Source organism: Halobiforma nitratireducens JCM 10879, from assembly GCF_000337895.1.
Lineage (GTDB): Archaea > Halobacteriota > Halobacteria > Halobacteriales > Natrialbaceae > Natronobacterium > Natronobacterium nitratireducens.
The window spans coordinates 14,199-26,558 of the sequence record NZ_AOMA01000078.1; the positions used below are offsets into that span (position 1 = coordinate 14,199).

At 64.3% G+C, this 12,360-nt stretch carries 15 protein-coding genes; 8 read left to right on the forward strand and 7 right to left on the reverse strand.

What is annotated here, in order from left to right; genetic code table 11:
- Positions 1–15 precede the first annotated feature (15 nt).
- Both C446_RS07645 and C446_RS07650 read left to right on the forward strand, forming a co-directional pair.
- Positions 16–585: a hypothetical protein gene (locus tag C446_RS07645; protein WP_006672515.1), complete on the forward strand. Its 570-nt coding sequence runs from the start codon at positions 16–18 to the stop codon at positions 583–585.
- An 82-nt stretch (positions 586–667) separates the two neighbouring features.
- Positions 668–1,150, forward strand: a complete 483-nt coding sequence (locus C446_RS07650) for a DUF892 family protein (protein ID WP_006672516.1) — start codon at positions 668–670, stop codon at positions 1,148–1,150.
- 426 nt (positions 1,151–1,576) lie between these two features.
- Here the strand turns inward: C446_RS07650 and C446_RS07655 are convergent, their stop codons facing one another.
- Complete coding sequence (locus C446_RS07655; protein WP_006672517.1) at positions 1,577–2,575, reverse strand: aldo/keto reductase; 999 nt, start codon at positions 2,573–2,575, stop codon at positions 1,577–1,579.
- A 152-nt stretch (positions 2,576–2,727) separates the two neighbouring features.
- Here C446_RS07655 and C446_RS07660 point away from each other — a divergent pair, with 152 nt between their 5' ends.
- Positions 2,728–3,057, forward strand: coding sequence for a HalOD1 output domain-containing protein (locus tag C446_RS07660; RefSeq protein ID WP_006672518.1), 330 nt, complete (start codon positions 2,728–2,730; stop codon positions 3,055–3,057).
- 308 nt (positions 3,058–3,365) lie between these two features.
- Here C446_RS07660 and C446_RS07665 read toward each other — a convergent pair whose 3' ends face one another.
- The 3 genes from C446_RS07665 to C446_RS07675 all read right to left on the reverse strand — a co-directional run bounded on the left by C446_RS07665 (position 3,366) and on the right by C446_RS07675 (position 6,108).
- On the reverse strand, positions 3,366–3,551 hold the full coding sequence (locus tag C446_RS07665; RefSeq protein ID WP_006672519.1) for a DUF7525 family protein: 186 nt from the start codon (positions 3,549–3,551) through the stop codon (positions 3,366–3,368).
- A 114-nt stretch (positions 3,552–3,665) separates the two neighbouring features.
- A complete protein-coding gene (locus C446_RS07670; RefSeq protein ID WP_006672520.1) occupies positions 3,666–4,697 on the reverse strand; it encodes a phosphate signaling complex PhoU family protein in 1,032 nt (343 codons plus the stop codon).
- Positions 4,698–4,953: 256 nt separating this feature from the next.
- The gene (locus C446_RS07675) at positions 4,954–6,108 is read right to left on the reverse strand and encodes an ATP-NAD kinase family protein (protein ID WP_006672521.1); all 1,155 of its coding nucleotides are present in this window, start codon (positions 6,106–6,108) and stop codon (positions 4,954–4,956) included.
- A gap of 171 nt (positions 6,109–6,279) precedes the next feature.
- Between C446_RS07675 and C446_RS20255 the strand changes: the two genes are divergently transcribed.
- Positions 6,280–6,405, forward strand: coding sequence for a hypothetical protein (locus tag C446_RS20255; protein WP_006672522.1), 126 nt, complete (start codon positions 6,280–6,282; stop codon positions 6,403–6,405).
- 128 nt (positions 6,406–6,533) lie between these two features.
- Here C446_RS20255 and C446_RS07680 read toward each other — a convergent pair whose 3' ends face one another.
- Complete coding sequence (locus C446_RS07680) at positions 6,534–7,241, reverse strand: competence/damage-inducible protein A (protein WP_006672523.1); 708 nt, start codon at positions 7,239–7,241, stop codon at positions 6,534–6,536.
- Between the two features lie 142 nt (positions 7,242–7,383).
- Here C446_RS07680 and C446_RS07685 point away from each other — a divergent pair, with 142 nt between their 5' ends.
- On the forward strand, positions 7,384–7,740 hold the full coding sequence (locus tag C446_RS07685; protein WP_049920092.1) for a winged helix-turn-helix domain-containing protein: 357 nt from the start codon (positions 7,384–7,386) through the stop codon (positions 7,738–7,740).
- Between the two features lie 247 nt (positions 7,741–7,987).
- Here the strand turns inward: C446_RS07685 and C446_RS07690 are convergent, their stop codons facing one another.
- Positions 7,988–9,136 (reverse strand): pyridoxal phosphate-dependent aminotransferase, encoded by a 1,149-nt coding sequence (locus tag C446_RS07690; RefSeq protein ID WP_006672525.1) that lies wholly within the window; start codon positions 9,134–9,136, stop codon positions 7,988–7,990.
- A gap of 6 nt (positions 9,137–9,142) precedes the next feature.
- Positions 9,143–9,556: a 6,7-dimethyl-8-ribityllumazine synthase gene (ribH, locus tag C446_RS07695; protein WP_006672526.1), complete on the reverse strand. Its 414-nt coding sequence runs from the start codon at positions 9,554–9,556 to the stop codon at positions 9,143–9,145.
- A gap of 291 nt (positions 9,557–9,847) precedes the next feature.
- Between ribH and purK the strand changes: the two genes are divergently transcribed.
- The 3 genes from purK to C446_RS07710 all read left to right on the forward strand — a co-directional run bounded on the left by purK (position 9,848) and on the right by C446_RS07710 (position 12,354).
- Entirely contained in the window at positions 9,848–11,032 is a 1,185-nt protein-coding gene (gene purK / locus C446_RS07700; protein WP_006672527.1) for a 5-(carboxyamino)imidazole ribonucleotide synthase, read from the forward strand.
- Positions 11,029–11,667 (forward strand): AIR carboxylase family protein, encoded by a 639-nt coding sequence (locus C446_RS07705; RefSeq protein ID WP_006672528.1) that lies wholly within the window; start codon positions 11,029–11,031, stop codon positions 11,665–11,667. Before purK ends, C446_RS07705 begins: the two co-directional genes overlap by 4 nt.
- A gap of 282 nt (positions 11,668–11,949) precedes the next feature.
- On the forward strand, positions 11,950–12,354 hold the full coding sequence (locus C446_RS07710; protein ID WP_006672529.1) for an NADH-quinone oxidoreductase subunit A: 405 nt from the start codon (positions 11,950–11,952) through the stop codon (positions 12,352–12,354).
- Positions 12,355–12,360 lie beyond the last annotated feature (6 nt).

The window sequence follows — 12,360 nt, forward strand, 5'->3', positions numbered from 1 at the left end:
GCCCACGGAACACCTATGACCGGCCGGAAAAACGCGATGCTCACGACGGAAGACCGGCGATGGTTGACGGGAGAGAAGCGATACGACGGGGAGCACGCGACACAACAGCGCTACCAACGCCGCCGGGATATCCGAGAGCGCGTCTACAACTCGCTGCTCGATTTCTCGGTACTGTTCGAGCACCTCGAGGACGACGAGCGGGAGAAACTGTTCGGCACGCCGGGAACGGAGCAGACGGCGGTCACCGACGACGACCGTCTGTCCGACGGCGTTTGCGACGCACTCGCGTTCCTGCTGTACAGTACGGGAATCGACGCGGCGATGGCCGGGGACGACGGAGCGACTCCGTTGGCGGAACGGTTGCTCGTCGACGCCTTTCACCGGGCAGGGCGTGAAGACGGCTATCTGGTCCAGGACGTGACCCTCGAGGTCGATGCGGTGGGGCTTCCCCGAGACTCGCTTCTCGATGACTTGGCGGCGGGAAACGAACTCTCACCGCAGGAACTCAGGGTCCTGCTCGAAAGCGAGGACGTCGACACGCGGGCGGTCCAGGAACACATTCGAGGACAGCTACTCGACGAATGATGGGGAGCACAGCGTCGGATGCCTGTGTTTCGCCGCATTCGGAGACAGTACGGACTACGACCAGACACCGGAGAACCAATCGATGACGACCACGACACCGACCGAGACGTTCGAACGGGAACTACGGAAGCTCTATCACGCGGAACTCGAGATTCTCGATCTACACGCGGATCTCGCGGACGCCGCGGCGAGTGACGACGTGGAGGCGCTCTTTGCGGATCACGAGGCGGAGACGGTCGAACAGATCCACCGGCTCGAGCGCATTTTCGAGGAACTGAACGAGAAGCCCCGGGCCGAAGGGAGCCCCGTCATGGAGGGAATCCTCGCGGAGAAAGACGAGATCGTTTCGACGGACGCCCCGCCGGCCCTTCGTGATCTGGACGTGTTGAGTACCGGGATGATGAACGAACGGTTCGAGATCACGGTTCTCGATCGCCTTCTGTTGTTGGCGACCGATCTGGACCTCCCGGAGGACATCTCGACCGAGCTGGCGGCGAACAGACAGGAAGCGAAGGCAGCACTCACCGAAATGGAAGCGATCGTCGAGCGACGACGGCTCGAGTAATCCGAGGACCACCTGTATGCCCAACTACTGGCGGTCGGAGCGGCTGTCGAAGCGACTTCAGACCCAGATCGGGTAGGATTCCGACCGTATCAACTTCCGGTTTCGATGGGAGCAGCCGAATCCCGGCGGCTGGATTCACGATCTGCTCGTCGACACCGACGGCGAGTGGCGGCAGTTTTCGAACCCGTCGCCGTGGATCGATACGGGTGAGCACGACGACCACACTGGGTTTTACGAGGACCGGCTAAGCTTCCTGCCCGACGATGGCTCTGTCCGCGGTTTCGAGGCGTTCGGCGGCTGGCTCACCGTTCACACCGGGATACGAACGATGCCCAGCGAGGCCGCCGCGTGCAAGCGAAGGTCCCGAACCGCTCGCGAATCGCTCGCGAATCGCTCTACCGGTCGCGGCCGGGCCCCGGTGGTCGTTCACTCCTCGAGCGTGCGGGCTTTCTCGATTCGCTCGAACTGCTCGTCGCTCAGGTCGACCTCGACCGCGCCGACGTTCTCCTCGAGTTGTGCGGGCGTCCGTGCGCCGACGATCGGTACGCAGGTAACGCGGTCCTGGTCCATCAGCCAGCGCAGCGATACCTGGGCCGGCGTGGCACCGATCTCGTTCGCGACATCGTCGACCGCGTCGAGTACATCCCAGGCCTGCTCGGTCACGTAATACTCGTCGAACATCTCGTCGAGACTCCCTCGCGACCCGTCCGGGGCTTCGAAGCCGCCGTCTTCGGTCCGTTCGTACTTGCCCGTGAGAAAGCCGCCGGCAAGCGGAGAGTACGGACAGACCGCCAGCTCCTGGTCGGCACAAACGTCGAGATAGTCGCTCACCTCGTCGTACTCGACGGCGTTGACCATCGGCTGGGTGACGTCGAACCGCTCGAGTCCGTCCACGTCGCTGGTCCACAGCGCCTTCGTGAGCTTCCAGGCGGCCATCGAACTCGCACCGAGGTAGCGGACTTTCCCCTCGCGGACGAGCTCGGTGAGCACCGAGAGGGTCTCCCTGATTGGCGTGTCGTCGTCCCAGCGGTGGATATAGTAGAGATCGAGGTAGTCGGTCCCGAGTCGCTCGAGCGTCCCCTCGATCTGGGCCCGGACGTGCTTGCGCCCGAGGCCGGAGTCGTTCGGCCCGGGCTCACCTCGGCCGTCGAAGGGGAAGTACACTTTCGAGGCGATGACGAAATCCTCGCGGTCGTGATCGGCGAGCCACTCGCCGATCCACTCCTCGCTGGTGCCGTTGGGGTCGCCGTAGACGTTGGCGGTGTCGATGAAGTTGACTCCCTGTTCCCAGGCGGTATCCAGCAGGTCGTGGGCCTCCTCGCGGTCAGTCTCGACCGTGTCGCCGTGTTTCTTGCCGAATCGCCAGGTACCGAAACAGAGCCTCGAGACGGCCGTCCCGGTGTTCCCGAGCGTGGTGTACTCCATGCAGAGCGGTTCGTCCGGCGCACTCAAAACGGATGGGGAAGCGGCTAACGCATCGGACGCGACCGTCTCTCGGTTCGGACTCGAGGTTTCAAATCGGTCGCTTGCAAGTGCCACCACAGCCGTCTTTCCGCGCGGGATCGGCACAGCGGGTGATGGACGCGACGAAACCAGCCGTCGACGACCTCGGTACGGAGACGGGACCGGATGTCGTCGAGTACGAGTACGATGCCGAAACGCCGGCCAGCATCGCCGCCGTCCACGCGATCTGTGCCGTCACCGATGTCGACCCGCTCGAAGCCCCGACGGAACTCGGGTTCGTCCTCCACGAACACGTCGACCCCTCGGCGATCGACATGCTGTTGGGCGACGGGACGGGGGACGGCGACGTCGTCGTCTCGTTCGAAGTCTCGAACGGGGGACGGTACGGCGTCGAAATCGTCGACGACGGACGGATCGAAGTCCGCACGCTCGAGTCTTCGTAGTCACAGTCGCCGGCCGCTATCGTCTCACGGGTGATCTCGAGCAGTCGTTCGACGAATCCGGTCGGCTTCAGGCCAGGCCTCGTGTCTCGAGGGGACGGGCTCGACCGGAGCGTCGTTCGGATTGGGGATCGAGAGCTGAGGACTGAGGGCTGAGGGCTGAGGACTGAGGACTGAGGGCTGAGGACTGAGGACTGACCATCATCTCCCGAACTCGAGTCGGCCACACCAACGCTCGGGGAGTCGGGATGTGAGAAAGCACGTCGGAGAGCCGTTTTGACGGTCGCGATCGGTGCGTCTCGGATCGATGCTTACTCCCAGAGGTGGATACCGACGACCGCGAGCGAGCTAAAGATGACTGCGGCCGCAAAGCCCCACGCCGCCTCGATCTCCGGTGCACTGGTCAACATCACGAGCGCGCCGATGGTCGCGACTGCCCCGAGCGCAAGCGCGATTCCAACGCCTTTGTCCGTCGTCGACTCCGTTTCCGTAGCCATATCCGACGGTTGTGAGCGCGGTCTCTTAATTGCACTTGTTTCGACTGGCGTGAACGAGTCTCACGCGGTGAGCGATTGGCAAGAACCGATCCGACGTTAGTGGGCCGATCGGTCTCAGTTGATCGTCGTGTGGACCGACTCTTCGTTCAGCGCGAGGTTCGCGGCGATTTCGGCGTTTCGCATCGCGTACTCCGCGGTCTGCTGGAGGCTCACGAGCACTTCTCGAACGCGAAGCAGTTCCTCGTTTGGCATCTCCGGGAGCGCCGACAGGATTTCGTTCTCACGGTCGGCACTCTCGTGGAACAGTTGCCGGACCTCGTTGGATTTGTCGTAATCGCGTTCGACGGCTGCTTCGACCGCCAGCGACGTGATTTCGTCGACCAGCTCGTTCAGCTCCCGAATATCACGCATTACCGAGCCGTCGACCTCCAGCGAGTGGCCGTCGGTCTCGATGACGATGTCGGCGATGTCCTCGGCGTTGTCCGCGGTCAACTCGAGGTTCTTCGCGATCGAACGGTACCCGATCAGCGGGAAGCCGCTGTTGAGACCGACCGCCCGCGCCAGGTTGGGGTTCTGGTAGGCGGTAAAGATCAGGCGCAACAGGAGGACGAAGATCTTGTTCGCCTGCCGTTCCCGGTTCAGAGCCCGCTGTGCGAGGTCCGGGTTGCCGTGGGCCAGGGCCTTGATCCCCTCGCTGCGCATCGTCTGTCCCGTTCGCTCGAGTCGCTCGAGGAGGTTGTGCAGGGAGAAGTCCTCGGGATCGACGGAACAGCGGATCGAAATGCTCTCGGGCGTCTCCTCGATGACGCCCAGTCCCATGAGCTGGGTTTCGGCCTGGTAGACCGCGTTGATGTGATCGGACTCGAGGGCACCGTCCTCACACTCGACTCGAATGACGCGTCGACCGAGGACGTACTGGGCGACGATCGCGCGCTCGACCGCGTCGGCCGTCAGGTCGTCGGCGTGGATGATCGCTTCGGTCTCTTCGGAACTGGCCGACTCGGGCATCACTGTCAGCGTTCCCTTGCCGCTGGTCCGCAGCGACACCTCGTCGCCTTTCTCGACTCCGTGTTCGCTCGCCCATTCGGCGGGGAGGGTCATCGCCAGCGTCGACGGCCCCAGTCGCTGCACTTTCCGCGTTTCCATACGATGCATATTGTTCGCACTGACCTTAATCTTGACTATACAGCCCTTATATTCCGACGAGTGATTATATTGTGTCGCGTTGCCGGGACGCGTCGGCCAACCTTATATGTAGCTCTCGTCGGCGAGGGGCACCTCTCTCAAACGGTGATCGTACGGTACGCGGCGACCCCTCGTCTCGTACTACTGAGCGACGGTCAGCCCACACCCGATTGCGTCTCGAGTGCGATCGGTGTCTGCAGTGGTTTGTCCGGCAGTATCAAGCGACCTTGACGAGTCGCGTCGTGAATCGGCCGGTTCGAACCCGTATCCACCCTCGAAGCTCCTCGTCGAGGTCGGGGTCGTCGGTGTCGACGTGTAACGCGTCGATCCCGTCGAGCTTCTCCGCGGAGGCGACGACCTCGAGTTCGTCCGCTCGCCGGATCACGGGTGGGGAGAGCTGGTGATTGCCGCGGCCGAAGACGAACCCCTGCCCGCCGATCGGCGAGACGACGATCGTCGCCGGCTCCTCGAGAACGTCGAGGAGTTCCTCCTCGGCGGCGTCCCGAGCCAGGAGTGTCCCGTCGGTCCCGTCCCCGTCTGTATCCACACGCCACACGTCCACGCCCAGCGGCGACGGCTCGAGACCCAGCGCTTCTTCGATCGCGCCGACGGTGCTTCCGGGTCCGAAGACGTACGTTCGGCCGGGTTCGATCTCGCGTGCGAAGCCGGTCGCCAGCGAATCGACGCTGCCACTGGCCAGTTGCTTGCTCGACTGGACGTCGTCGGCCACGGGGACGGGAACGACTGCCCGCAGTTCGGCACGAACCTCTCCCTCTCGGTAGGCTTCCTCGTCGATGTCGTTGACTTCACGGCTGCCGACGCGGTCGAACTCCGCGGCGATTCGGCCGGCGTCTTCGGGCGTGACGGCGAACACGGACGAGTAGATTTTGACGCCTGCCGGAACGCCGAGGACGGGAACCGGAGTTCGCTCCTCGTCCGTCTCGTTGGCTTCCTCGATCGTCTCCGCGACATCGACCGCCGTCCCGTCCCCGCCGACGAACAACACGAGATCGACCTCGCGCTCGAGGAGGGCACGGACTGCCCGGCGAGTGTCGTCCGCGGTCGTTCCGGCGTCCGCGGGATCATCGGGTCTCGCCGGCTCTCCCGGGTGATCGTCCGCGGGGTCGTAGACGACGACTGGCTCGAACCCCACCCCACGAGCCGCGCGTTCGCCCATCACGCCTGCGGCCGTGTAGACCGTACAGTCGGGCTCGCGGTCCCGGAGCGATCGCAACGCGGCACGGGCCCGTTCGGGCGAACGTGGCTCTGCGCCACGCTCGCGGGCCGCATCGACTTTCCCGTCAGTTCCTTTCAGCCCGACCCGACCGCCCATGCCGGCGATCGGATTGACGACGACGCCGAGAGCGTCCATACTGTGACTATGCCAGTGACCGTACGTGAGTCTGCGGGTTCGCCGTCCGTGTGTCTGCCGTCCCGTCAGAGACGAGCATCTCATCGCTCTCGAAGTGAGCGGCTGCTGGGAGTTGCCGGCACTCGATGCGGTTTCTGAAAAACTAAGGGGGCTCGGTACGGATCGCCGACCATGAACACACTCACGCAGGTCCTGCTGGAAGCGGAACCGACACTCCCGATGGACATCGTCGGCTGGGGGACGCTGCTCCTCGGGTTGCTCGTCGCGGTCGTCTGGCTGGTGTACCTGTATCGTTGATCGACGCGCCCGCTTGCCTTTCCCGTGGAGATGAATCGGACTCGATCGGCCCTACCGTGCCGGAGAGCGGTGTCCGTACCGGTTCCGACCTCGGTTCCGGTCCCGGTCCCGTCCCGATCCCGATCCCGTCAGGAGTCGAGGTGCGATTCGGACGCCGGAGCGTCCACGCGCTCTCGCAACCAGTCGGCGGCCTTCCGAACCGGTTCTTTTTCCGTTCCCTGGAGTACGATCCGAACCGACTCGCCAGGGTAGCTGCCGACCGACACCTCGTACCTGTTTCGGACCGACTCGAGGCGGTCCAGTAACGCGCTCTCGGGCTCGTCGGCGACGACCTCCTCGCGGTGGGTTTCGGTCCCCGAAAACTCCTCTTCGACCGATTGGAACATCGCCCGCATCTCCGAGGGGACGCCCGGGAGAACGTAGATGCCCTCGACGGCAGCGCCGGGTGCGACCCCGACCTCGTTGTGCAGCGCCCGCGCGCCGGCCGGGAGGTCGGCCGTCCCCTCCGTCAGGTCCGATCGGGAGTAGCCCTCTTCCTCGAGCCAGGCCAGCGCGGCCTCGTGTTCCTCGAGCGGGCGGCCAAGCGCCGCGGCGACGCCGTCCATCGTGACGTCGTCGTGGGTCGGTCCGACGCCACCGGTGACGACGACGGCGTCGTACTCTGCACGGTACTCGTTGACGACGCGGGCGATGTCGCCGATACGGTCCGGAACCGTGGTGACGCGCTCGACGGAGACGCCGCGCCGAGCAAACCGCTCACAGAGCCACGTAGCGTTCGTGTTCGTCGTCTGCCCCGCGAGCAGTTCGTCCCCGACCGTGACGACCGCGACGTTCATACCGTGGCATTAGACCCCGACCTTCAAATGCGTCTCGTCCGACGACGTTCCTCCCAAAACCCTCAGATCGTTGAATTGATGGCCTAATACGACAGTTTGCTAACCACAAGATTCAATTCTGATAATTAGAAAAGGGAAGACGATGTCACGTAGCCGGACGGAATCGAAGGGGGCGGATGCGACTACGGTGTTGTCCGCACTCGGAAACAAGTACAGCGCGGAAATCCTCTGTGCGGCGGGGACGCCGAAGTCCGCACAGGCACTGAGCGAGGACGTCGAGATACCGATCGCCACGTGCTACCGGCGGATCGAGGAGCTCGTCGACGCGGGGCTGTTGACCTGTGAGGGGCGGCGACTCTCCGAGAAGGGACGACGGACGAACATCTACCGGCGGACGTTAGACGGGATAGAGATCGACTTCTCGGACGACAACCCTGTCTACTCGAAGAAACGCCGCACGGAAGCGAAAAACCGGTTGCAGGATCAACTCGACGACTGACTGCCGCCGGCCGCGATCGGGTCCAGTTCTTTGCTTGTCGGTCGGAACTTCTGGGAAAACATTCGTCGACACCACTCGGTACAGAATCGCAGATACACACGGAGAACGGCCGGACGACAGTCACGGTACACGGTAGGAAGCACCGGCGGAGGAAGTGAGACGTCGGTGGCGTTGCGAACCTGCGAACCACCTCGTTTCCGTTGGTTCTACCCCCAGTAGGGAACCTCACCGCTTTCGCCGTGAGATATCAGAGGTAGCCTTCTTCGGCCAGCCGCTCGATCCCTTCCTCGAGTCGCTCCTCGCTCGCGGCGTAGGAAATCCGCGCGTAGCCGGGCGTACCGAACGCACTACCCGGGACGGTCGCGACGTGGGCGTCCTCGAGTGCACCCTCGCACCAGGCTTGATCGTCGTCGTCTACGGGCAACATCATGTAGAACGCGCCATCCGGCACGGCGACATCGACGCCGTGGTCCTCGAGCAGACCAACGACCATATCGCGACGTCGTTCGAACGCCTCGACCATCTCGTCGACGGCCTCGTCGGTGTTCTCGAGGGCTTCGATACCGGCGTGCTGGACGAAGTTGACGGCCGAGGAGACGGAGTGGCTGTGGAGCTTGCCGGCCTGGTCGATCAGGTCCTCGGGGCCGGCGAAGTAGCCGAGCCGCCAGCCGGTCATCGAGTAGGCTTTCGAGAAGCCGTTGACCGTGACGGTTCGGTCTTCCATCCCCTCGAGCGTGCCGAGGCTCGTCGGCTCGACGCCGTAGGTGATCTCCTTGTAGATTTCGTCGGAAATAACCGTCACGTCGTGTTCGACGGCAAGATCGCGGACGCCCTCGAGGGCTGCGTCGGAGTAGACCGCGCCGGTGGGGTTCGACGGGGAGTTGACGACGAGCAGTTCGGTTTCGTCGGAGACCGCAGTCTCGAGTTCCTCGAGTGCGGGCTCGAGCTGGAAGTCGGTCTCGGAGAGGTCGACGCGCGTGAGGTCGCCGCCGGCCATCTTGACCATCGCTTCGTAGGAGACCCAGGCCGGGTCCAGCAGGACGACCTCGTCGCCCTCGCCGACGAGTGCCTGGACGATCTCGTACAGCGCCTGTTTCGCACCGGGCGTGACGATGATCTCGTCGGTGGTGTGCTCGAGGCCGTCGTCGGCGAGTTTGTCGGCGATGGCCTCCCGCAGCTCGATGATTCCCGCGGAGGTGGTGTATCCGGTGTGGCCGGCGTCCATCGCGTCCTTGCCGGCTTCGACGATGTTCTCCGGTGTCGGGAAATCGGGCTCGCCGACCGAAAGGTCGACGACGTCTTTCCCCTCGTTTTCCAGTTCGGTCGCGAGTGCCGAGATGGCAAGCGTCGCGGACGGTTCGACTCGAGTCAGGCGGTCGGTAAACTCCATGGTCATGGCTGATTACTGTGGATCGGGTAGTTCCTCGACGAGGTCGAGCGCGCCGCCGACGGCTTTCGCGGCGTTTTCGACCCGTTCGCGAGCCTCTGCGGCGGACATGCCGGGCCCGGTCACGCCGAGGGTTACGGGGGTGTCACGCTCGAGACTGACGTCCGAGAGCCGCTGTGCGGTGGCGTCGGTGATCACCTGGTCGTGATCGGTGTCGCCGGTGATCACGCTTCCGATCACGACGACGGCGTCGATCTCCTCGAGGCGGGCGAGTCGATCGGCAGCGAGGGGCGCGTCGTACGCGCCCGGGACGCGGACCGTCTCCGCGACCGTAGCGCCGCCGTCGGCGGCGGCCTCGAGGGCCTCCTGCTCCATCTGCTCGGTGATCGGACGGTTGAACTCGGCGACCACCAGTCCGAGCGTGGTCATACCCGTGCGGTGGCGGCGGCGGGTAAAAGAGGTACCGTTCTCGCCCCGTGTTTCCGGCATCCGGCGGTCGTGTCGTCTCCGTCGATGCGCTCTCGACAGTCGTCCTCGAAGCGAGAGACAGAGCGAAAGCGGCGGCTGCGTGGCCGACCGGACGGCCCGTCCGGTCGTCGGCTCGATCGCCCGACAATGTCCTCGAACGTGACCAGATGTATGATCCGCGGGGCGGTCGGTACACACGGACGTGTTCTAGAGTGAGAACGCTTAAGCGGCGGCGTGGACAATCGCCGCGCAATGACAACGTTACGGACGCCGGGGCCGACGATCGGGGTCGTCGGCGGCGGACAACTCGGTCGAATGCTCGCGGAGGCGGCCGCACCGCTGGGCGTCGAGGTGATCGTCCTCGACCCGACGCCGGACTGTCCGGCCGCCCTCGTGGCCCGCGATCAGATCGTCGCGGAGTTCGACGACGAGGCCGGTATGCGGGAGCTGGCAGCACGATCGGACATCCTCACTTTCGAGATCGAACTCGCCGACCAGAACGTCCTCGAGCGGGTCAGCGAGGATTCCGGAACGCCGGTTCACCCGAAGCCGTCGACGCTCGAGACGATCCACGACAAACTCGTCCAGAAGCGTGAACTCGAAGAGGCAGAGGTCCCCGTCCCGCCGTTTCGGGACGTATCGGACGCCGACGATATCCGTGACGCGATCGACGACTACGGCGGGCCGGTCATGTTGAAGGCCCGCACCGGCGGCTACGACGGTCGCGGCAACGTTCCGGTCGAATCGAAATCCGAGGCAGAAGAGGCTCTCGAGTCCGTCGCCGGCCCCGCGATGGTCGAGTCGTTCGTCGACTTCGAGCGTGAGGTGTCGGTTATCGCTGCCAAAAGCGACGACGAGACGGCCGTGTTCCCGATCGGGGAGAACGTCCACGTCGACGAGATTCTCCGGGAGACGATCGTGCCCGCACGCTCGAGCGACGCCGTCGAAGAGCGTGCACGTCGGGTCGCCGAGGACGTACTCGAGGTGATGGATGGGCGGGGCGTCTACGGAATCGAGCTGTTCGAAACAACCGACGGGGAGATTCTCCTCAACGAAATCGCACCTCGGCCCCATAACTCCGGCCACTGGACCATCGAGGGCGCTCGGAGCTCGCAGTTCGAACAGCACGTCCGCGCGGTGCTTGGCTGGCCGCTGGCCGCGACCGATCTTCGCTCGCCGACCGTGATGACGAACCTGCTCGGCGATGTCGAGGAGTCCCAGGACGCACAGCTGCGGGACCTCGACCGGATTCTCGAGACACCCGGCGCACACCTCCACTGGTACGGAAAACGCGAGGCGCGGCCGCTGCGAAAACTCGGCCACCTCACGCTGACGGCCCGTGACGACGCGACCGACACCGAGGACCTCCTCGAGCGTGCCCGCGAACTCGAGTCGGCTCTGACGTTCGTGCCCGCCCAGGAGGAGATCGAGTCATGACCGACAGCGTCACCGACCTCATCGACAGGTTCCAGAAGCAGGCCGATCAGGATCGATCCGCCGCCGCGACACCCGATGTCGGGATCGTCATGGGCAGCGACTCCGACCTCGAGACGATGATGACCGGCGGCCGGCGTCGTGGGGCCTACGACGCCTTCGTCGACGAACTCGGCTTCGCGGAGCAGACCAATTACGAGAGTCCGCCCGACGAGCGCTTTACATTCGAGACCTACGTCACCTCCGCACATCGGACGCCGGACCTGATGATGGCCTACGCCGAGACGGCGGAAGATCGGGGACTCGAGGTGATTATCGCTGGCGCGGGCGGGAAGTCGGCCGACCTGCCGAACATGACCGCCTCGATCGCGTACCCGCTGCCGGTGATCGGCGTCCCGGTCCAGGAGAAGTCAGTCGACAGCGTGATCGGAATGCCGACCGGCGCACCCCTGGTCGCCGTCGACGCCGGCAAGTCGTTCAACGCCGCGCTGTCGGCTGCACAGATTCTCGCACGCGAGCACGAGGAACTTCGGGAGCGGCTGGTCGCCTACCACGAGGACCTGCGTGAGGGCGTCGGAACGGTCTCTCGAGCCCTCCACGACGACGGAACGCCGGCGTTTCGTGGCCGCGAGGACTGACACGACAGCCAGCCGACGCTAAGACTCTGTCGCGAGTTCCCGAGGCCGACCCCTGTCGGCTCGAAAGCGGTCGTCGAGAGCCACACGTCTCACAGCCCCTCGAGCGTTGCTCGGAGCCCGTTTGCCTGCCTATTTAATTCAGACTTGGGAGATCGATAGATAGTTCCCTGTGATCGTTCAGGTCATTTTCAGCCCTGAAGCCGCCTCTTGGCACGTCACGACCCGGAAAACGAACAATCAACCCTTATATGCGTGCGGTCTGAACCTCCGAACGTTACGGAGATGAACGACTGGATAGCGATCGGGGCACTCGCGGTCGTAGGACTGTTGATACCGCTGGGGATGATGGCGGTGTCGTACCTGCTACGTCCGAGCGTACCCGAAACGAACAAACGTGCCACCTACGAGAGTGGCGAGGTTCCGACCGGCGGGACGCGCGTCCGGTTTAACATCCAGTACTACATGGTTGCGCTTCTGTTCCTCGTTTTCGACATCGAGACCGTCCTACTGTTCCCGTGGGCGGTCGTGTACCTGGATGCGATCAACCACGACGCCATCTCGCTGGCCGAAATCCTCGGGCCGATGGTCGCGTTCGTTGCCATCCTACTCGTCGGACTCGCGTGGGCCTGGCGCAACGGCGCAGTACAGTGGGCACGAACACCTAGTCAGGTGGAGGCCGATCGGTGATCAACT

Excerpts from the sequence above, each read along its gene's own strand:
- C446_RS07645 (WP_006672515.1), top strand. The coding sequence starts at position 16 with ATGACCGGCCGGAAAAACGCGATGCTCACGACGGAAGACCGGCGATGG.
- C446_RS07650 (WP_006672516.1), top strand. The coding sequence starts at position 668 with ATGACGACCACGACACCGACCGAGACGTTCGAACGGGAACTACGGAAG.
- C446_RS07655 (WP_006672517.1), bottom strand. The coding sequence starts at position 2,575 with ATGGAGTACACCACGCTCGGGAACACCGGGACGGCCGTCTCGAGGCTC.
- C446_RS07660 (WP_006672518.1), top strand. The coding sequence starts at position 2,728 with ATGGACGCGACGAAACCAGCCGTCGACGACCTCGGTACGGAGACGGGA.
- C446_RS07665 (WP_006672519.1), bottom strand. The coding sequence starts at position 3,551 with ATGGCTACGGAAACGGAGTCGACGACGGACAAAGGCGTTGGAATCGCG.
- C446_RS07670 (WP_006672520.1), bottom strand. The coding sequence starts at position 4,697 with ATGGAAACGCGGAAAGTGCAGCGACTGGGGCCGTCGACGCTGGCGATG.
- C446_RS07675 (WP_006672521.1), bottom strand. The coding sequence starts at position 6,108 with ATGGACGCTCTCGGCGTCGTCGTCAATCCGATCGCCGGCATGGGCGGT.
- C446_RS20255 (WP_006672522.1), top strand. The coding sequence starts at position 6,280 with ATGAACACACTCACGCAGGTCCTGCTGGAAGCGGAACCGACACTCCCG.
- C446_RS07680 (WP_006672523.1), bottom strand. The coding sequence starts at position 7,241 with ATGAACGTCGCGGTCGTCACGGTCGGGGACGAACTGCTCGCGGGGCAG.
- C446_RS07685 (WP_049920092.1), top strand. The coding sequence starts at position 7,384 with ATGTCACGTAGCCGGACGGAATCGAAGGGGGCGGATGCGACTACGGTG.
- C446_RS07690 (WP_006672525.1), bottom strand. The coding sequence starts at position 9,136 with ATGACCATGGAGTTTACCGACCGCCTGACTCGAGTCGAACCGTCCGCG.
- ribH (WP_006672526.1), bottom strand. The coding sequence starts at position 9,556 with ATGACCACGCTCGGACTGGTGGTCGCCGAGTTCAACCGTCCGATCACC.
- purK (WP_006672527.1), top strand. The coding sequence starts at position 9,848 with ATGACAACGTTACGGACGCCGGGGCCGACGATCGGGGTCGTCGGCGGC.
- C446_RS07705 (WP_006672528.1), top strand. The coding sequence starts at position 11,029 with ATGACCGACAGCGTCACCGACCTCATCGACAGGTTCCAGAAGCAGGCC.
- C446_RS07710 (WP_006672529.1), top strand. The coding sequence starts at position 11,950 with ATGAACGACTGGATAGCGATCGGGGCACTCGCGGTCGTAGGACTGTTG.